18 protein-coding genes are annotated in these 19200 nt (G+C 60.1%); 17 read left to right on the forward strand and 1 reads right to left on the reverse strand.

Annotated features, from left to right (window positions below):
- Positions 1-163: 163 nt before the first annotated feature.
- From EDC39_RS03525 to EDC39_RS03570, 10 genes are all read left to right on the forward strand, one after another.
- Positions 164-1843, forward strand: a complete 1680-nt coding sequence (locus tag EDC39_RS03525; RefSeq protein ID WP_246140166.1) for a sensor histidine kinase — start codon at positions 164-166, stop codon at positions 1841-1843.
- Positions 1810-3948, forward strand: a complete 2139-nt coding sequence (locus tag EDC39_RS03530) for an ATP-binding protein (RefSeq protein WP_148894950.1) — start codon at positions 1810-1812, stop codon at positions 3946-3948. Before EDC39_RS03525 ends, EDC39_RS03530 begins: the two co-directional genes overlap by 34 nt.
- Positions 3949-3969: 21 nt before the next feature.
- On the forward strand, positions 3970-4869 hold the full coding sequence (locus EDC39_RS03535; protein ID WP_148894952.1) for a response regulator: 900 nt from the start codon (positions 3970-3972) through the stop codon (positions 4867-4869).
- The gene (locus EDC39_RS03540) at positions 4854-6203 is read left to right on the forward strand and encodes an HD domain-containing phosphohydrolase (protein ID WP_148894954.1); all 1350 of its coding nucleotides are present in this window, start codon (positions 4854-4856) and stop codon (positions 6201-6203) included. Before EDC39_RS03535 ends, EDC39_RS03540 begins: the two co-directional genes overlap by 16 nt.
- 440 nt (positions 6204-6643) lie before the next feature.
- Positions 6644-7054: a type 2 periplasmic-binding domain-containing protein gene (locus EDC39_RS03545; RefSeq protein ID WP_148894956.1), complete on the forward strand. Its 411-nt coding sequence runs from the start codon at positions 6644-6646 to the stop codon at positions 7052-7054.
- A gap of 1 nt (position 7055) precedes the next feature.
- Positions 7056-8504: a HAMP domain-containing protein gene (locus tag EDC39_RS03550; RefSeq protein ID WP_148894957.1), complete on the forward strand. Its 1449-nt coding sequence runs from the start codon at positions 7056-7058 to the stop codon at positions 8502-8504.
- Between the two features lie 45 nt (positions 8505-8549).
- Positions 8550-9623 carry a WD40 repeat domain-containing protein gene (locus EDC39_RS03555; RefSeq protein WP_187426628.1) on the forward strand — a complete coding sequence of 358 codons (1074 nt, stop codon included), beginning with the start codon at positions 8550-8552 and terminating at the stop codon, positions 9621-9623.
- Positions 9620-10903, forward strand: a complete 1284-nt coding sequence (locus EDC39_RS03560) for a multiheme c-type cytochrome (protein WP_148894962.1) — start codon at positions 9620-9622, stop codon at positions 10901-10903. Before EDC39_RS03555 ends, EDC39_RS03560 begins: the two co-directional genes overlap by 4 nt.
- 44 nt (positions 10904-10947) lie before the next feature.
- Positions 10948-11319, forward strand: a complete 372-nt coding sequence (locus EDC39_RS03565) for a nitrous oxide-stimulated promoter family protein (RefSeq protein ID WP_148894963.1) — start codon at positions 10948-10950, stop codon at positions 11317-11319.
- Between the two features lie 63 nt (positions 11320-11382).
- A complete protein-coding gene (locus tag EDC39_RS03570; RefSeq protein ID WP_148894965.1) occupies positions 11383-12135 on the forward strand; it encodes an ATP-binding protein in 753 nt (250 codons plus the stop codon).
- Between the two features lie 78 nt (positions 12136-12213).
- Here the strand turns inward: EDC39_RS03570 and EDC39_RS15270 are convergent, their stop codons facing one another.
- Positions 12214-12519, reverse strand: a complete 306-nt coding sequence (locus EDC39_RS15270) for a hypothetical protein (RefSeq protein WP_187426629.1) — start codon at positions 12517-12519, stop codon at positions 12214-12216.
- Between the two features lie 419 nt (positions 12520-12938).
- On the opposite strand from EDC39_RS15270, the gene EDC39_RS03580 reads away from it, so the two are divergent.
- The 7 genes from EDC39_RS03580 (at position 12939) to EDC39_RS03615 (ending at position 18736) form a co-directional block, all read left to right on the forward strand.
- Complete coding sequence (locus EDC39_RS03580) at positions 12939-13343, forward strand: bacteriohemerythrin (RefSeq protein WP_148894967.1); 405 nt, start codon at positions 12939-12941, stop codon at positions 13341-13343.
- A 49-nt stretch (positions 13344-13392) separates the two neighbouring features.
- Positions 13393-14181: a PilZ domain-containing protein gene (locus EDC39_RS03585; RefSeq protein WP_148894969.1), complete on the forward strand. Its 789-nt coding sequence runs from the start codon at positions 13393-13395 to the stop codon at positions 14179-14181.
- 66 nt (positions 14182-14247) lie between these two features.
- Positions 14248-14772 (forward strand): HD domain-containing protein, encoded by a 525-nt coding sequence (locus tag EDC39_RS03590; protein WP_148894971.1) that lies wholly within the window; start codon positions 14248-14250, stop codon positions 14770-14772.
- Positions 14773-15365: 593 nt separating this feature from the next.
- Positions 15366-16577 carry a hypothetical protein gene (locus tag EDC39_RS03600; RefSeq protein WP_222862831.1) on the forward strand — a complete coding sequence of 404 codons (1212 nt, stop codon included), beginning with the start codon at positions 15366-15368 and terminating at the stop codon, positions 16575-16577.
- Positions 16578-16642: 65 nt separating this feature from the next.
- Positions 16643-17185 carry an FMN-binding protein gene (locus EDC39_RS03605; RefSeq protein WP_148894973.1) on the forward strand — a complete coding sequence of 181 codons (543 nt, stop codon included), beginning with the start codon at positions 16643-16645 and terminating at the stop codon, positions 17183-17185.
- A gap of 1 nt (position 17186) precedes the next feature.
- On the forward strand, positions 17187-17741 hold the full coding sequence (locus tag EDC39_RS03610; protein WP_148894975.1) for a hypothetical protein: 555 nt from the start codon (positions 17187-17189) through the stop codon (positions 17739-17741).
- A gap of 80 nt (positions 17742-17821) precedes the next feature.
- Positions 17822-18736: an IPT/TIG domain-containing protein gene (locus EDC39_RS03615; protein ID WP_148894977.1), complete on the forward strand. Its 915-nt coding sequence runs from the start codon at positions 17822-17824 to the stop codon at positions 18734-18736.
- Positions 18737-19200: the final 464 nt, after the last annotated feature.

Raw genomic sequence — 19200 nt, forward strand, 5'->3', positions numbered from 1 at the left:
TGATTTCTCCTGCAAGGCTGAGCCGTCTATTGGCTGGCACCGTACGTCTGGTCGCCCCAATCCGTATCCCTGCTAAAGAGTCGATCCAGTCGGGTCGATAAGAAGAATGCAATTTTGCGCCCTGGCAATGTCGCCCGGTGCGCGAACCTGCGTGGGGGATGCGATGGGTCGCGATAAGAAAAAAAACAGATCGCTGCTGTTGATGGCCTTTCTCTGTCTGCTGATCGGCATTGGCGTTCCGCTGCTCAATCTGGCCTACATCTATCCCTATTTTTCCCGTTTCGCCATCGAGGACGTCAAGGAAGACACGGTGCGCGTCTCCAAATTGCTCAGTCGTGTCGTCCTGAATGACGACAACTGGCGTGACTGGATCAGCAAGGGAATGGTGCCCGACTTTCTGGCCGACGATCTGGCCCGAGCGGCAGGAGAGATCGAGCTGATCAAGCTGAAGTTCTTTCTGGCCAACGGCCGTACCATCTACTCCACCGACATCGCCGATGTCGGCAAGAGAAACACCGCCGATTTTTTTCGGCATCAGGTCGCCAGCGGCCGGATTTTCGCCCGGCTTGTCAGCAGGGCGCATGATTCTGCCGGTGGGCGGGTTTCCCGGCAGGATGTGGTCGAGGTTTTTGTGCCGGTGATGCACCAGGGCCGGTTTGTCGGGGCCTTTGAACTCAATGTCGACGTAACCGACCGCATCGAGGCCCTGCACGGACTGCTGCTGAAGCTGTCGATCATTCCCACCGTTCTTCTGCTGCTGGCCATGGGCATCATGCTCTGGCTGATGCGGAATCTCAATTTCTATATCCAGGCGCAGCTGGACACTGAAGAAGATCTTATCAAGGCCCTCGATGAATCCTGGCAGTTGACCGAGGAGATGGCCGCCAGCCAGCGGCAGCTGGTACAGCAGGCGGAAGAGCTGGAGGAGTTGAATCGGCAACTCAAGGAAGCGCAGGCACAGATGCTGCAGCGCGAAAAGATGGCCTCCATCGGCCAGCTGGCTGCCGGTGTGGCGCATGAGATCAACAACCCGGTCGGATTTGTCAGCAGCAATATCCGTACGCTGAAAAAATATTTCGATAAGTTCATCACTTTTGTGCAAAAGGTTGAGAGTCTTGTCGATGGGCAGCCCGATTCCAGACTGCAGGAACAGCTGCGTAAGATCGAGCGCGAACTGCGCCTGGCGCAGGTGATGGAGGATGTTCCCGAGCTGATCGCCGAATCTTGCGAAGGGATGCAACGGGTCAAGGAGATCGTGCTGAATCTCAAGAGTTTCTCCCGCGTCGACAACACGGAACGGCAGCAGGCCAATCTCAACGACTGTCTCGAATCGACCCTGAAGATCGTCTGGAACGAACTCAAGTACAAGGCCAGGGTCGAGTGCGACTATGGCGAGCTGCCGAACATTTACTGCCGGCCGCAGGAGCTGAACCAGGTGTTCATGAACCTGCTGGTCAATGCCGCGCACGCCATCGAAAAAGAAGGTGAAATCCGCATTCGCACCTGGGCCGATGACGACGAGGTGCACGTGGCCATCAGCGATACCGGCAGCGGCATACCGGAGGAAATCAGACAGCGCATTTTCGAGCCCTTCTTCACCACCAAGGAGGTCGGCAAGGGGACCGGGCTCGGGCTGAGCATCTCCTGGGATATCGTTCAGAAGCACGGCGGACGTCTCGAAGTGGATTCCGAGGTGGGCAAGGGGACGACTTTCACCATTTCTTTGCCACGCCGAGAGTCCGATGCCGACGAAGAGATGGAGGCGAGATCACAACAGGAAGTTACCAAGACGACAGTCGAGGAAGAGAAATGGGCGAAGCTGTCACAACCGGAAGCCGTCTGAGCGGACAGCCCCTTGACTGGGAGCGGATCGAGCATCTGTCGATGCCGGTTCTGCTGTTCGACGACGGTAACAGCGTCTTGGCGGCCAACGCCGCCATGCGCCACCTGGCGGCCGAAAACGGCATCGAACTGGCCGGTGACTGCTGTGGCCTTGTCTGCGACCATCTGCCGGCCAACGTTGTTTGCCTGTGTCGGCAACCCGGTGAGTGGAGCCCCGTTGTCGATTCTCCTCTGGCTGAATGGCAGGTTCTGGCCATACCGCTCGAAGGGGGCACCATGGTTCTGTTCAGGCAGGGAGCGAGCCAGGCCGGCGTCAGTCACTGCCAGGAGCTCCTGTTCGGCATCACCCGCTGGCTGCTTTCGCTTTCGGCGCCACAGTTCGATGAGGGCATCGATTTCGTCCTTGCCGAACTCGGTCATTTTCTCGATGTCGACCGTTGTTACCTGTTCAGGTACGACCGGGAAACCCAGACGGTCAGTGAGAGCCACGAATGGGTTTCCAGGCACGCAAGATCCGAAATCGACAATCTGCAGAACGTTCGGGTGGATGAACTTCCCTGGTTCTGGGAGCGAATCGAAAATGCTGAGCCGGTTCTGATCGACGACACAGCTTGCCTGCCAGATCAGGCCGGCAGGGAAACGGTTTTCTGCAGGACTCGAAAAGTCAAATCGCTGATGGTCGTTCCCCTTCTGATCGATGGCGACCTGTACGGTTTTCTGGGGGCGAGCTCGGTTCGATCGACAAGGCACTGGACCGATGAGGATGCCCGGCTGCTCAGGTTGGTGGGAGAGTTTCTCGGTGCCAATCTCGAACGTCACCGGGCATGGCAGGCGCGGCGGGCCAGTGACGACCGGTTTGTCGCCATGACCGACGCTGTGCCGGCCCTGGTCTGGGAGATGGACACTGAAGGCAGGGTCACCTACGGCAATCGACTCTGGAAAAACTATACCGGCTGGGCGGGGGAAACGACCCGGTTGCCCGATCTGGTGCATGAGGAGGATGTGTCGGCCTTTGTCAGAAGTCTCACCACGACGGTCGAGAAGAGAAAGGTCAGCTCACTTGAACTGCGGCTTCGTCGCGCCGACGGCAGTTACCGCTGGATGCAGGTGACTCTTTCCCCCCGGATCCAGGCCAACCGGGTGCTGCTGGTCGACTGCTGCGCCTTCGACATTACCGACCATCGGATCGCCGAGGAGCAGCTGCTGGCGCTGAACGACGAGTTGGAGATCCGGGTCGCCGAACGGGCCGAAAAACTGCAAAAGGCGTTCGACGACCTGAAGGCGACGCAAACCAAGCTGCTGCAGAACGAAAAGATGGCCTCCATCGGCCAGCTGGCCGCCGGTGTGGCGCACGAGATCAACAATCCGGTCGGTTTCATTCGCAGCAACCTGACGACCCTGGGCAAGTACGTCGACAAGATCCGTGAATACGTCGAAATGCAGAACGAGATTCTTCGCCGCGAACTTTCAGCCGAAGCTCTCGACGAAGTTCGCCAGGCGGCGAAGAGGCTGAAGATCGACTACCTGTTCGAAGACATCCCCGATCTTCTCCAGGAATCGATCGACGGCGCCGACCGTGTTCGCACCATCGTCCAGAACCTGAAGTCCTTTTCCCGGGTCGACCAGGCCCAGTATGTCGAGGCGGACATCAACGAATGTCTCGAAAGCACCATCAACATCGTCTGGAACGAACTCAAGTACAAGACCACCCTGCATCGTGATTACGGTGATTTGCCGCGGATCCGCTGCTATCCGCAGCAGCTCAACCAGGTTTTCATGAACATGCTGGTCAACGCCGCCCAGGCGATCGAAAGCAAGGGTGACATCTGGGTGAGAACCATGGTCGAAAACGATCATATCGTCGTTCAGATCCAGGACAACGGCAGCGGCATACCGGAAGAGATCAGGGAGCGCATCTTCGAGCCCTTCTTCACCACCAAGGAAGTGGGCAAGGGGACCGGGCTCGGCATGAGCATCTCCTGGGATATTATCGGCAAGCACGGAGGCCGAATCGAGGTCGAAAGCCAGGTTGGGGTCGGTACCACGTTCTTCATCTATCTGCCGGTATCAGGTGCCCCGGCCCCGGAAGAAGCGGAAAACGGGTAAAGCTGACGAAAGCGAGGAGGTATGGAAAACCGTTCCATCCTGACCGGAGAGCAGATCCGGATCCTCTGTGTCGATGACGAGCGCAACGTGCTGAAGGCGCTGCGTCGCATATTCATCGACGATGACTGGGAGATTTTTGTCGCCGAGTCGGCGACTGAAGGCCTGGAGATTCTCAGGCAGGAAGAGGAGATCCAGCTGGTGGTGTCCGATTACCGGATGCCGGGCATGAACGGTGTCGAGTTTCTCGGAGAAGTCTGCCGTTACTGGCCGGATACCATTCGCATCGTCCTTTCCGGTTATGCCGACGCCGCTTCCATTGTCGCCGCCATCAACGAGGGCCAGATCTACAAGTTCATACCCAAACCCTGGAACGACGACGAGCTGAAGGTAACCCTGCAGACCGCTCTCGAGCATTATTTCCTGCAGAAGAAAAACCGGGAACTGATGGCCCAGCTGCGGCAAACCAACAGTGAACTCGAACATATCAACGACCATCTCGAACAATTGGTGCTCGAACGCACCGAAAAACTGCAGATCCAGAACGAGGCCCTGCAGATCTCGCAGAGCATCCTCGACGCTCTTCCCGTCGGCGTGATCGGACTCGATCTCGAAGGGATGGTCGTGCGGACCAACAGGGTGGGGATGCACTTTCTGGGGCTGGACAATGAATTCGTGGTCGGTCTGTCCCGTTTCGAAGTGTTGCCGGATGAGCTGAACCGTCTGGTCGACGGCCTTGAAGACAGACACTGTATCCAGGGAGAGTTCGAGATTTCCGGCCGGGTCTTGAAATACTGGGTGACGCGGCTGAGCAACCCCCGGCAGGAGGGACTGATCGTCAGCCTGGTCGATGCGAGCGGAAGGAGGCTCTGCGACACTTTCGCCGAGGACTGGACAGGAGACGGCTTATGTCTGATGGCGTAGAGTTGCGCGACCTGAAGGTTCTTTTCGTTGACGACGAAAAGAACATTCTCTCTTCGCTGCGGCGTCTGACCGTAGACGAAGAATTCGAAACGCTTACCGCATCGTCCGGAGCGGAAGGGCTCGAGTTGCTGCGTGCCGAAGAGAATATCGGCCTGGTGGTATCGGACCAGCGCATGCCCGAGATGACCGGAGCCGAGTTTCTGGCCGAGGTGCGCAGGCTCTGCCCCGACATCCCGCGCATTGTTCTGACCGGCTATGCCGATATCGACGCGGCCATGGACGCCATCAACAAGGGGGGCGCCTGCCGCTATATCAAGAAACCCTGGGACAACGACGAACTGCTTCAGGTTCTGCGAGGTGAACTGCAACGCTATCGGCTGCTGCTCGAAAACCGACAGTTGCAGGAGGTCATCCGACAGAAGAACGAGGAACTGGCCGAGTGGAACCGAAACCTGAAGAAGCGGGTACTCGAACAGACCCGTGAAATCAGGGTCAGGAACGAACAGCTCCACGAGCAGAACGCGGAACTGCAGAGGACCCTGCACGGAACCATCGAGGCGCTGTCGACCCTGGTCGAGCTGCGCGACAGGTCGTCCGCCGGTCACTCGGTCAATGTTGCCCATGTTTCCGAGGCTATCGCGCGTGGCCTGGGCCTGGGTGAAGAGGACGTGCAGATCATTGTCGAGGCCGCGCTGCTTCATGACATCGGCAAGATAGGCATTCCCGGCCGGCTTCTGGGGCAGGATCCAGATGAGATGACAGGGGATGACCGAGCGGCCTACCTCAAGCACGCCATCCTGGGACAACTGGCCATCGACAAGATTGTCAGACTGCGGCCGGCCGGAGAGCTGGTTCGGCATCATCATGAATGGTACGATGGCAGCGGCTATCCTGACCGGCTTGCCGGAGAGCGCATCCCGCTCGGTGCGCGTATCATCGCCCTGGCCGACTATGCCGATCACAACCTGGGCAAAAAGGCTGACTTGGACAACATCAAGAAAGTTCTGCTTCGTATCGAGGAACAGTGCGGCGATCGCTTCGATCCCTACCTGTTTCCGCACCTGCGGCAGCCGGTCATCGAACTGTACGGCAAGCTGGTCTGTGCCGGTGACAAGGTCGGGGCCATTCTCGAACCGCGTGAACTGCGTGTCGGCATGGTGCTGGCGGAGAATCTCTACAGCGGTACCGGTCTGATGCTGCTCAAGGAAGGCACGGTTCTGGAGAAAAAACATCTCGATTCGATCATGCGCTATCACATGATCGATCCATTCCCGGGCGGCGTAACCGTTCTCGTCGACCGTCTCGAGCAGTCGGCGGCCATGGACGCGGACTGATTGATGTGGTTTAATGTCATTTCCCTCGGGCCTGTTTGAATGAACCGCCGTTGATTCCGACGGGTTGGCAAACTGGGCATGACGACGACCTGAATCAATGAGCTCATCACCGGCGGATAGCACAAAGTCTTTGACCTGCCTGCTTTTCTCAAAAATCGCCGACGAACCTGTGGGTGCGCCTCAGATTTTTGAGAAACGCATTCAGGCCAAGCACATGCACTCTCCATCCGGCATGAACTCACTGATTCAGGGTCGAGAGAGGAGTCTCTCCGTTGTTCCGGACATGGGTTTTCATGTTTCTGGCTGTATTGCTGCTTGGCGTTTTTATCCCGTCGCCGGCGGAAACGGCCGAGAAAATACTCATCATCCCGGGGTCCGGGGACAGCCAGCACCTGCTGCGTCACCTGGTTGACATATTCAATCGCAGGACTGGTCTCCTTGTGGCCATACCTGACAGTGTCGGCAACAGCGGTGGCATCCGGCAGGTACTGAAGGGGAGGGTGAAACTGGTCCGAGTGGCGAGAAGGCTGACGGAAAACGAAGCAAGCGCCGGACAGGTTGTTTATCCCACCCTGGAAATGCGTCGGGTTTTGATGCGGACTGTCGGAAGCATCGGCTATCTCCCCCTGTCGGCGACAAGGGATTCGGGGCTGACTATTCTGTGGATCGACGGAGTTGCTCCCGATGGGGTCACCACCGAAAATGGTCGTTACCCCTATGTCGTCCCCCTGGCGCTGGTGTGGAAACCGCCCCTTTCCGGAATCGCCGCCCGTTTCAAGGACTATCTCTTTTCCGCCGAAGCCCGTCGGGTGATGCAGGCGTTCGGCGCCTTTCCGGTAGGAGTCGACTGACATGCTCCGGTCGATCCGTTCCCGCATTCTCGCCAGCCACCTCGGCATCGTTCTGCTGGTGCTGGTGGTGCTTGGCCCGACCGCCTATTATCTGCTCAAGGGACAGCTGCTGCGTCAGCGGCTTGCCAACCTTAACTTCCTCGCCGGGCACATGGCCGGCATGGTCGAACAGCGCTTGCGGCAACGGGAATCCGATCTGGTTCAGCTGGTGGCGGGGCGGTTGGTGCAGGATTTTCCGGAAACAGCCAGGGTTTCCGCCCTGGCCGAGTATTTTTCCGGTTATCAGGACCGTTTTCCCGTTATCGCCTACATGGACGGAAAAGGCTGGGAAGAGCTGCGCGTGGTTCGCGGCCGTGATCTGCCTTATCTTGGCCCCTTTGTCGATGCCGGTTTGTTCGCCGCGGCCCGTGAACGTCCCAACAGGGTGGTTCGGGGAACGGTCATGCAGTCGGAAAGTCTGGGGGAGGCGGTCATTCCCCTGATGTACGGCATCCGGAGATATTTCGGTGATGAGTTCGTTGGTGCGGTCTATGCCCAGGTGACCCTTGCCGATCTGACCGGATTTTTGCGAACGATCGAGGTCGGTCGTTCAGGGTACTTGGTCCTGATCGACAGGGAGGGGCTGATTCTCGCGTATCCCGCACCGGGCCGCGTCATGAGCCGTCTTGACGCTTCCGGAATGCAGGATCCGGTTGTCGCCCAGGCCCTGTCCGGACGATCGGGAGAGGGGAAGGGACGGTTGTTCGGAGTCGAGGCGTTGATGGCCTATGCTCCGGTTCCGGACCTGAACGCCACCCTGCTGGCTGTCCTGCCCATGGCGGAATTCATGGAAGCGCCGCGCAAGCTGCGTGATACCATCCTGCTGGTGATCGGGGGGTTGATTGTCGCCGCGACCCTGCTGGCCACGCTGCTGGCCTCGCGTCTGACCCGTCCGCTTCTCGCCCTGACCCAGACGGTGCGCCGGGTGGCGGCGGGAGATCTGCCGGAGAAGCTCGATATCCCGACCACCGGCGACGAGGTCGATCAGCTGGTGGAATCCTTCGGCCAGATGATCACCGAACTGCGGCACTCGATGATTTCACGTCACTACTTCGACCGCATTCTCGACAGCATGGGCGAAGGTCTGGTGCTGATCGGGCTGGACGGCCATATTCGCACCGCCAATCAGGTGGCGTGCGAGCTCATCGGCCTGAGGGAGCAGGAGCTTGTCGGCCGGAACCTGGGAGATCTCTTCGCCGGTGGGGACGTCGACGAGGAACCCTGGCTGCAGGTGCTTCTGGGCCGTCCGGAAGAACGGATGGGACGGAAGATCCTTCGCACCGCGACCGGTGACGTGCCGGTCCGGTTCGTCTGGACCGTGCTGGAAGATCCTGCCGGCCGGGTGCAGGAGGTCGCCTGCCTGTTTGCCGCCGACATCGCGGTCGAGAAGTGTCGCTCGGGCGAAACCTGACCTGGGTCAAGGCCGTTGTCCGCCGTTTCTGTCAAGGTTGTTCTCATGATGCGTCGATTTATCCGTACTGCCGTTCGATTTCGCTTTCAGTCCGTTGTGCACCTGATCGTTCTGGGCGTCCTGATCGCCGGCAGCGGTTGCGTCAGGATTCGACAAACCCCGGCGGTCGGTGGTTCGGAAAAACACGATTGCCTGATGCGCTGGGATGCCGCCGGCAACCGGCTGGCCGCAACGGTGCCCGGAGGGCTGGTGCTGCTCGATGTCCGGAGCGGCGAGCGCCATCGGTTCGTCCTGCCCGCTGTAACGGCGTTCGACTGGCTTCCCGGCAGCGATGAACTGCTGGTCTCGACGGCAACGAAAGACGGCTGCCGCCTGTGGCGGGCCCGGATGGCAGGCGATCCCGTTCTCTGGCGCGAACTGGCTGGTGCCTGCCGGTCGCTTGTTGCCGACGAAACAGGTGTTTGGGTGCTGACCGAGCGGTTGTCGCAATTCACTTTCGGCGGCAACCTGCGCCTTGCACTGACACGGATCGATGCTGCAGGGATCAGCGACAGTGTTCTCGCCGACCTGACCCTGAGTCCGGCCATGGCCCGTCGACTCGCTGTTTTGCGGCAACAGGCCCGCTGGAGCGCCCTCAGTCCCCAGCGTGACATTCTGCTGTACGCCGAACCGCACGATCCTCCCGCCATGGCCCCCTACCTGAGGTTCATGGCGCGCCACCTGGTTTCGGGCGCCAGCTGGCCCATCGTCAGTCTGCCGTGGACGGTGGAAACCGTCCGGTTCTCGCCGGACGGCGAAACTGTCGAGCTGCGGGAACGGTCGGGGCCGTGGCGCCGGTTCGACCTCTGGACCGGCGAAGAACAGAAGGCCGGTACGGTTTTCCCGGCCGCTGCAACCGAGACGGGCAAATCAGGTATCTGTTCTTCATTCAGTCCGGACGGAAAGTTTCTGGCTGCCCGGCAACAGGGAAAAATCATGCTGGCTCCGAAAGTGCCGGATGCTGGAAGGTTGCCAGACCTTCAGGACACGCGTCGGCTCGAGTTGCGCCGGTGGCGAAGCCGCGGACTGATTGATGGTGAAGACTATCGCACTTTTCTGGAAAGGATCGACCGACTGTGAGACTCTTTCTGTTGTGCCTCTTTCTTCTCTTGCCGGCCGGGCAGCTGCTGGCCGCCGATTGCGCCGGCTGTCATGACGACAGAACGCCCGGCATTGTCGACCAGTGGCGGCAGAGCGCCCATGCCCGGGCCGGAATCGGCTGCGCCGATTGCCACGGCGAGGACCACGAACGCATCCTGGACGGTCAGGTTCGGGTTTCGGCCACCGTCTGCGGCCGGTGTCACGACCGGGAATGGCGGCAGCACGCCGCCAGCCGCCACGGTCTCGGTCTGCATTCCGGTTGGGGGTGCACCCGCAACCTGCCCGGCCGCGACCGCAACGAATGCGCTTTCTGTCACCGGGGAGGGACGGCTCTGCCGGTCAGCACCGTCAATTGTGCCCGGTTTCTCGAACAGAGCAGCGCCATGGGGCAGGTTGGCTGCAACCGCTGTCACCAGGTCGAGAACGCCTGCGGCAGCTGCCACGGCAATCATCTGACAGATCTTTCCATCGTTCGTGATCCGCAGGTCTGCGCCAAGTGCCACATGGGTCCGGACCATCCGCAGTGGGAGATGTGGCAGACCAGCCAGCACGGACAGCTCTGGCGCCTGAAGGGTGAAAAGGTCGCGCCCTCCTGCCAGGGGTGCCACATGCCGGACGGCACCCACGATGTTTCCGGCGGCATCGCCCACACGCCGGGAGGCAAAAGCCTGGCGGACGATCTGGCGCCGGCGAGGCGCGAAGCCATGCTGGACGTCTGCAGCCGCTGCCATGCCGCGTCGTTCGTCCGCAGGGAGCTCGAGCGGGGCGATGCCGTTCTGGCCGAGAGCCGCGATCTGGTGGAAGAGGCGGCGGAACTGATCGAGGATCTGGCCTCCCGCGGCCTGTTGCGACCTATGCCGGAGGATCGACCACCGCATCCGCTGCGCGGCAAAAGCCTTGTTCTCGATGGCCAGATGCTGTACGAAGACACCTCCGGCATCGAAAGTCTCTTTTTCCGGTTGAAGAAGTTCGCCTTCGCCAAGACCTGGAAGGGGGCCTTTCATCAGAACCCGGCCTGGGCCCACTGGTACGGCAACGCCGAACTGAAACTGCTTCTGGAACAGATCCGCTCCGAGGCGGACCGGCTGGAACACTTTGCGACCGGGGAGAAGGCTGTCTCCGAGTCGCAGGTCGATCGGACGACCAGCGAACTCGACCGGCTGCGGCGGGAGCATGAGCGGGGACGGCTGGACGATGCCGCCTACCGCAAGGCCCGGACAGAGCTGCTTGAAAGCTGGCTGAAAAAGGATGCCCCTTGACCCTGGTCAAGGCTGTCGCGGTCGGAACGGTGTAGTCTGCAGGCATGAAGACGAATCTTGAACAGCGCCAGCTTACGCGTCGCGAGATCAAGGATTTGCGGGTGCTGATCCGCTTCACCGAGGTCTATTGCCGGGCCCACCATCCCGATCGCGAGCGGCGGCCGTTGCAGTTGACCGAGGACGCGGGGCTGAATGCCGGCCGCTTCCGTTTCTGCGACGAATGCGTTGAATTTCTCGACTATGCCGTGCAGCGGCGGCTGCGCTGCCCGCTCGATCCCAAGCCGGCCTGCAAGCACTGCCCGGTGCACTGCTACAAGCCGCAGATGCGGCAACGGGTGCGTGAGGTCATGCGCTTTGCCGGGCCCTACCTGATGAAACGCGGCCGGCTCGATCTGCTGTGGCACTACCTGTTCTGAGGGGATTCCGAAAGCATTCGGCCAGTTCGCCGGAGCAAACCAGATTCGAACGGAGAGACGATCATGATTCGCGAAATTGTCAGAATCGACGAAGAAAAATGCAACGGCTGCGGCCTGTGCGTGCCCGCCTGCGCCGAGGGTGCCATCCAGATCATCGACGGCAAGGCGCGGCTGATCGCCGACAACCTCTGCGACGGTCTTGGCGCCTGCCTGGGTGAGTGTCCGCAGGATGCCATCAGCATCGAGCGACGCGAGGCGGATGAATTCGACGAAGAGGCGGTCGAGGCCCATCTCGGACACAAGCCGCAGGCGCATCCGCCTTCTGCCGGCGGTTGCCCTTCAGCCGCCGTCAAGACCTTTACGCCGCCGGCAGGCGGCTGCCCCTCGGCGCAGCTGCGGAGTTTCGGCCAGGGCGACGCGCCGTCGGATGCCGACGTTGCCGGCCGAAGACCATCCGAACTGCGGCAATGGCCGGTTCAGCTGCACCTGGTGCCGCCCACGGCGCCCTTTCTGCAGGAAGCCGACGTGTTGCTGGCCGCCGACTGTGTTCCTTTTGCCTACGCCGATTTTCATAAGGATCTGCTCAAGGGCAAGGCGCTGCTTATCGCCTGCCCCAAGCTGGACGACACATCGCCCTATGTGGAGAAGCTGTCCGCCATGATCCGGCAGGGGCGCATCCGCAGCCTCACCGTCGCCCACATGGAAGTTCCCTGCTGCGGCGGGCTGATCTTCATGGCCCGGCAGGCGATCGAGGCCAGTGGTGTCGAGATTCCCTTCGAGACCATCAATATCGGTATTCAGGGAGAGCGCAAATAGGGACAGACAGGACTTTGCGCGACAGGGCCGGATACAAAAAGCCGGGGAGCCAAGCTCCCCGGCTTTTTGCTGCCCGGATTATTCCTGGTCGTGGAGTTCCGGGTCTCTGACGCGCAACCGCTGCCGGTCCTGGCTGGCGGTCCCGGCCTGAAGCCCCTTTTCTGCCCGGGCCTGAGTCTGGTTCCGGTATTGGTTCTGGTTGCCGGCCTGCTGCCGAGCGGACAGCTGGCAGTTGCCGCGATTGTAGCTGTGGCTGTAACTTTTGCCGCCACCGCCACCGCCACCGCCACCGCCACGACCGCCACCCCGTCCGGCCAGCGCCGTTCCCGCGGTTGCTGTCAGCAGAGTCACACAGACCAGGGCAATGATACTTTTTCTGTTCATTTGCGTTCTCCTTTGCGTAGAAAGATGTTGTTTTCATACCTAAAGACGAGAAGGAACGGGAAAGGTTTACTTGTCGGCAAAAAACAACATAAATTTGTGCAGAATTATTAAGATACAAAAAAACGCCCGGATTCCGGGCGTGTATTACAGAAGGCTTCAGCAGATTGGCGTTACCGCCAGCAGGGGCGCAGGGGGCGGCCGAAAATTTGACAGGACTGTGTATTCGGGGCAACCCCAGTTGCGATCCATGAATCGAGGCGGAGGTGTCCAGACGATGCGTTCATAAATGACAGGTCGACGGTGCCGACAGCGGACCGCCAGCATAAATCTTTTCGCCCTGCTGTCCGATAGTAAAGAGAAAAGCCTTTTCGCCCGGCATCATTGTCGGCAACCTGTCTTCAGTTAATGCGGAGGCAGCCATGGAACTTATCAAGTGGCGAGATGCCTACAACACCGGCATCGGCATGTTCGACGAAGAGCACCGCTGCCTGGTGACGATGATCAACCGCCTCTACACGGCCCTGCGGGAAGGGAAAGAAGAAACGGTGGTGAAGGCGATCCTCGAGGAGCTGATCAACTACACCCGGGAGCACTTCGCCCACGAAGAAGAACTCATGGAACGGCACGGGTACCCCGAACTCGACGCGCACCGTTTCGAGCACAATTCTTTCCGCAGCACCATCCGTGACCTGTCCCGCATGGTGAACCAGGGGATCGATGGCCTGGGACGGCCGCTGCTGCAGATGCTGCGTGACTGGCTGATGCATCACATTCAGGAGGTCGATGCCCGGTACGGACGTTTTTTCAGCGAACAGGAGCTGTGACAGGAGCGTGTGCTGCAGGCTCCCCTATTGACGCAAGGATATCCCGAAGATGGAACGCAGGCCGATCATTCTGCTGGTAGACGAGTCGGAATTCTTTCTCGGTATCGAACGACAGTTTCTGCGCCATTCGCAGGTGCGCGTCCTGACCCTGCAATCGGTCGATTCGGTCGAATCGACGGTCCGTCAGGCTCGTCCCGACCTGATCTACATGGATCGATTCGCGCCCGAGATGGTCGGCGCCCGATGTTGCGCCTGCCTGAAGGCGGACCCGGAACTCGGCCACATTCCGCTGGTGCTGCTCGTCTCGGGAAAAAACGAGCGCGAGCGCGAAATATGTCTCAAGGCGGGCTGTGACGGCTTGCTGACCAAGCCCATAGATCGTAGCGCCTTTCTGGCCATGGGCCGCCGGTTTCTTCCGGCCATCGACCGGCGTGAGCGGCGCGTCCTGTGCCACACGACCGTCTTTTTCAGGAGTGTTCACGGCAGTGGCTACGGCCACACTGTCGACATCAGCGCCGGCGGCGTCTTCATCGAGACGGACCATCCGGCGCAGCGCGGCGATCGTCTCAGCCTCTCCTTTCATTTGCCCGGTGATGCGTCCGGCCTGATCGAGGTCGAGGGCCGGGTGGTCTGGGTCAATACGGCCGAAAATCCCGTCCGTTCCAGTTTTCCAGCCGGTTTCGGCGTCGAGTTTATCGCGTCGGGGCCGCTGGTTCAGAGATGGATACGCGACTATGTCGAGTCCCACGCACCACATCAGGAAAGGGTCAGGGAAGGGCAGGTGCTGAATGACTGGCAGCCCTTTCTGCCCCTGACCGACCCGCCGGCGGCGGGTTGATCCCGGTTCGTTTCATCGCGACGGTTTTTCTGGCATAATGATCCAAAAGTGTTCAGGAGAGCTGTCATGGCGGAATTCGTTGGCCTGGTGCGACAGGCCATGGAACAGACCTTCGGTGACGACCGGCGTCGCATCGATCATGCCCTGGCCGTGGCCGGCTGGGCCGAAACCCTGCTTCGCTACATCGACGCCGATCCGGTCATCACTCTCAGCGCTGCCTACCTGCACGACATCGGCATCCACGCCGCGGAGCGAAAACACGGCTCCAGCGCCGGCCGTTACCAGGAAATCGAAGGGCCACCCATCGCCCGGGAGATTCTCGTTCGCCTTGGCGCCGATCCGCACCTGGTTGAAACGGTCTGCGAACTGGTCGGCAACCATCACACGCCCGAAGGGGTCGATTCTCCCGAATTCCGCATCCTCTGGGACGCCGACGCCCTGGTGAACCTGGAAGAGGTCGCGCCCCACAAAAACGAACAGGAGATGGCGCGGGTGGTCCAGCGAAGTTTCGTCACCGAGGCCGGTTACCGGCTCGGGATGGAAAAATACCTTTCGCCCGGGAGCCTGGCGCCTCATCTGAAAGACGGGTGAGGGCAGGGCATCTGTCCGAGATTCACCAGTCACTGGATATTCTCACCCAACGTCGGGCCGGCCTGCGCCTGGATTTCCAGGTCGAACCGGCGGTTCGACAATGCCATCCCGCTCGACACCATGATGCAGGGCTTCGAAGGCCTGTTGACAGTGCGATGTCATCTCGAACGCGAAGCACTCTTCTGATTTGAGATTTTTGGGGAATTGCAATTATTTATGGGCGCGAAATTCATTGCCTGGTGTGTGATTTTCTGTCTTCGTCGCTGTGCAGGATGATGACAAATTCTTAGGGAGTCCCAGGCCAGGACGCCCGGTTGTCTGCCCGGGGACCAGTCCATTTCCAGTCCCCCGGACACATGGTCAGCGAGATGCTGGTGTATTCCTCTTCGGCAGTGTCTGACCGGGCGCTGCCCGGCCGCACGAATGTCCTCGGTTGAAAATGCTTTTCAATTTCTCTTGACAGCCGCATCCGGTTTCCGTATTTTTCGAAATCGATTTTCATTTCCAAAACGCAAAAACTGGTGAACAAGCAGCCAACCCACGGGACGGGATGATTCCCCGCCCGCAATATTCTTTTTCAGGAGGAATATCTGATGAAAAATCTTTTTTCGATCGTCTTCGCTCTCTGTCTGTTGGCCGTCATGTCCGGCACTGGCCAGGCCACGACCGTCGAAGAACTCGCCCGGCGCCTCGATCTGGTAACCGCCGAACTGCAAAAGCTGAAAAACGAAGCGGCGGTCAGCGAAACCCCTGTCTACCAGTCCTTTTCCGGGCTGGGACCGGCCGCTTCCAAGGTCTATGCCGCCAATCCGGGGCTTTCCATCGGCGGCTACGGCGAAGCCCACTATTCCAAGCTGCTCAATGACAGAGGCGGGAAGAAGGATCAGGTCGACTTCCTGCGCTTCGTGCTCTATTCCGGCTACAAGTTCAACGACTGGATCGTCCTGAACAGCGAGATCGAATTCGAACATGCGACCACCGGCGAAAACGGCGAGGTTGCGCTCGAATTCGCCACCCTCGACTTTCTGCTGCACGAAAAGTTCAATCTTCGCGCCGGCCTGCTGCTGGTGCCGATGGGCATCACCAACGAACTGCACGAACCGACCCTGTTTCACGGCAATGACCGGCCGCTGGTGGAGCGCCAGGTCCTTCCCAGCACCTGGCGGGAAATGGGCCTTGGTGCCTACGGCCGGCTGGCGGAGGGGCTGGAGTACAAACTCTACCTGGTCAACGGCCTGGATGCGGCAGGATTCGACAGTACGGGAATTCGCGGCGGCAGGCAGGAAGGATCGAAGGCGACCGCGGAGGATTTCGCTCTGGTCGCCAGGCTCGACTACGAACCGCTGCTCGGTCTGAATCTGGGTGGCAGCGTCTATCTGGGGAACTCGGGACAGGACCAGGAATTCGCCGGCGGCAAAGCCGACGTCTTCACCCGCATCTATGAGCTGCATGCCAGCTACAAGGCGCACGGACTGGAACTTAAGGCCCTCGGCTCGCAGGTTGATCTGGAAGATACGGCTCAGCTGGCCGGGGTCCCGGAACGGGTGACGGGCTGGTACGGCGAAATCGCCTATGACCTGCTGCCGCTGCTGATTCCGGGCACCAGCCACTACCTGGCCCCGTTTTTCCGTTACGAAAGCATTGATTACCGCGGCTCCAGCGAGGACGTCGACCTCTATGTCACCGGCCTGAGCTACAAGCCGATTCCGAACGTGGTCGTCAAGATCGACTATCGCAACTTCGACCAGAAAAACGGCGTTGCCCGCGCCGACGAAATCAATCTTGGCATCGGTTTCATCTTCTGATCGCCATTGCCGGTTCCGGGGGAAAGCCTCTTCCCCCGGAACCGATTCCGAAAGGCAGTTCCGCGATGAAAGCAATCCGTTTTATCGGCGCCATGTTGATACTGGCGGTTCTGACGCCTCCCCGGCCCTGCGGCGCCGGGGTGCTCATGACCCGCAGCGAGGCCCTGGCCCTGGCGTTTCCGAACGCGGAGCGGGTCGAAACCCGCACCCTGTACCTCTCCGCCGCTCAGCAGGCGAAGGTGGCCAGACTGGCCGGGAGCGACACTGGCCTTCTGGCCACCTTCTACGTCGGTCACCGGGGGGAGGAAATCACCGGTTATGCCGTCATCGAGGCAACGACGGTTCGCACCCGTCCGGCCACGGTCCTGATCCTGATCGATCCGCAGGGCAGGGTGCGGCGCGTCGAAATTCTCGCCTTTTTCGAACCGGAGGAGTACCGGCCCGCCGCCCGCTGGCTTGAACAGTTCGACGACCACGGCCTCTCGCCGGATTTGCGAATCGGTGGTGATATCCAGGGAATCACCGGCGCTACCCTGTCCGCCCAAGCCGTCACCCGGCTGGTGCGCAAGACTCTTGCCCTGTGGTCCATTTTGACGGAAGGAGACTGAAATGCGCATGATGATCGCCGGACCGGGCAGCACACCCGGAGCCAAAATCATTCTCGGCTTTTTCTATCTCTACTTTCTGCTTCACTGGGCAACCGGACTGCTGATGTTTCACGACAAGCTCGGCTTTTCCCTGACCGGCGTGATCCGTTACTATCTGGGAGACCCGGAGCGCTTCATGAATCCGCGCAGTTTTTCCGGCCTGCTGGAAGTGACCCATTTCCACCTGTTCGCCATGGGGCTGTTCTTCGTGATCTTCACCCACCTGCTGCTGTTTACCCCCTACGCCGACCGCATCAAGCGCCTGCTGATCTGGCTACTCGCAGCGACCATTGCCGGTGACCTTGCCGCCGGCTGGCTGATCCGCTATCTCTCGTCCTCTTTCGCCTGGCTCAAACTGGCCTCTTTCTGGGGCTTTCAGCTGACCTCCCTGGTGCTGCTCGGCGGCCTCGTCCGGAATCTGAAACCCGGTCGGTGCGCAAATCAGCCGACCGGTTCGCCCTCCTCGGCCGTCAGGTCCGCCGGGAGCCGACTTGCAGAAACACCGAATGACGGTTAAATGAAAGGGTGAGAGACTGTGGACGCACGTTCCCGCATGCCATCGAAGGGTAGTGGGAACACATTCCTAGAGGAGCGCTCATGCGACCCTTTCTGTTCCTGCTTTTCGCCTGGCTGATGCTGCTGCCCGGCAATGTCAGCGCTCTCGACATCACCTCCGTCGCCCCGAACCAGGGGGAGCCCGGCACCCTCGTCACCGTCAGTGGCGGCCCCTTCACCGAAGATACCCGGGTTTTTCTCGGCGACCGGCAGGTTCCGGTCCGCGACCTTGGTCCGCGCATCCTGCACTTTTTGCTGCCCGAGCTGCCGCCCGGCGACTATGCGCTCAGCCTGGAGGACGGAAGCGAAAAAACCGGCCAGTCCCGTTTCGTGGAAATCCTCGAACCCACCCCGGTGATCACCGAAATTACACCCCGCAACGTCGACGCCTGCGGCACCTCGGCCGACCAGACCATAAGAGTCCGCGGCAAGCACTTTCTCCCCGGGGCCAGCCTGCTATTCGACGGCGTGGTGGTCGCCATGGATCTCAGGGATTCCGGAACCCTCGAATTCAGGATTCCATCGACTCTCAAGGCCGGTGTCTACGGGGTTCAGGTTCGCAACCCCGGCGGAAACGCCTCACTGCCGCGCTCGCTGTGGGTCAACGACATTCCCGTTCTGAACAGCGTCGAACGGGGAGAGGATTACGTCAACCACTACAAGATCATCCTCAGGGGCAAGAACTTCTACTACAATTCGATTCTGACCGTGTCACAGCCGGACAGCAGCCTGCCCAATATTGCCCACCGCCCCCTGACTCTCCATGCCCACAGGCGGGACAATCCGGGTCGTTCGGGCAGCGCCTTTCAGCCTGTTCCCGGCCGGCTGCTCTATGTCGACTGCCAGACGATGATCTACCAGCGCTATCCGTCGAGCAACCAGGACAAAAGGCTGATCTTTCAGATTACCAACCCCGACGGCAAGCAGTCGGAACCGATGGAAGTCTTTCTGCCCTGATTCTTTTTCCCGTCAGGCGAAACGACTGCAGCCTCCTCAGCGTGTACGGAAAGAGGACGGGCCTAATCCCCCTGACCCTTTCCCTCAGCGAGAGGGGAAATTGTGCAGCACCTCAAAGGCCTGGGCTGAAAGTCCATCGTTCTCGACTGGCGTGTCGTGGCAATAAAGAACTGCACGAGTTTCGAATGGGCACGAAACGAAACAAGGGGTTAGCGAATCATCGCTAACCCCTTGATATTTCTGGTGGGCGTTGCTGGGATTGAACCAGTGTGACCGTGGTCACCACGCCGAAGATCTCCAGCTCGGCTCCTTCCGGCACCGGAACCGGCGCGACCGATGGATTCGCTTTCATGCAGGTCTCCAATCTATCCACCTGTTCGCACCGCAAAAGGATACAGCCGCTTGTGACAGAACACGACACGCCATGCGGTCTTTCAAACGGTTGCAATGATCCGTGTCGCCCA

The organism is Geothermobacter ehrlichii (assembly GCF_008124615.1).
Lineage (GTDB): Bacteria > Desulfobacterota > Desulfuromonadia > Desulfuromonadales > Geothermobacteraceae > Geothermobacter > Geothermobacter ehrlichii.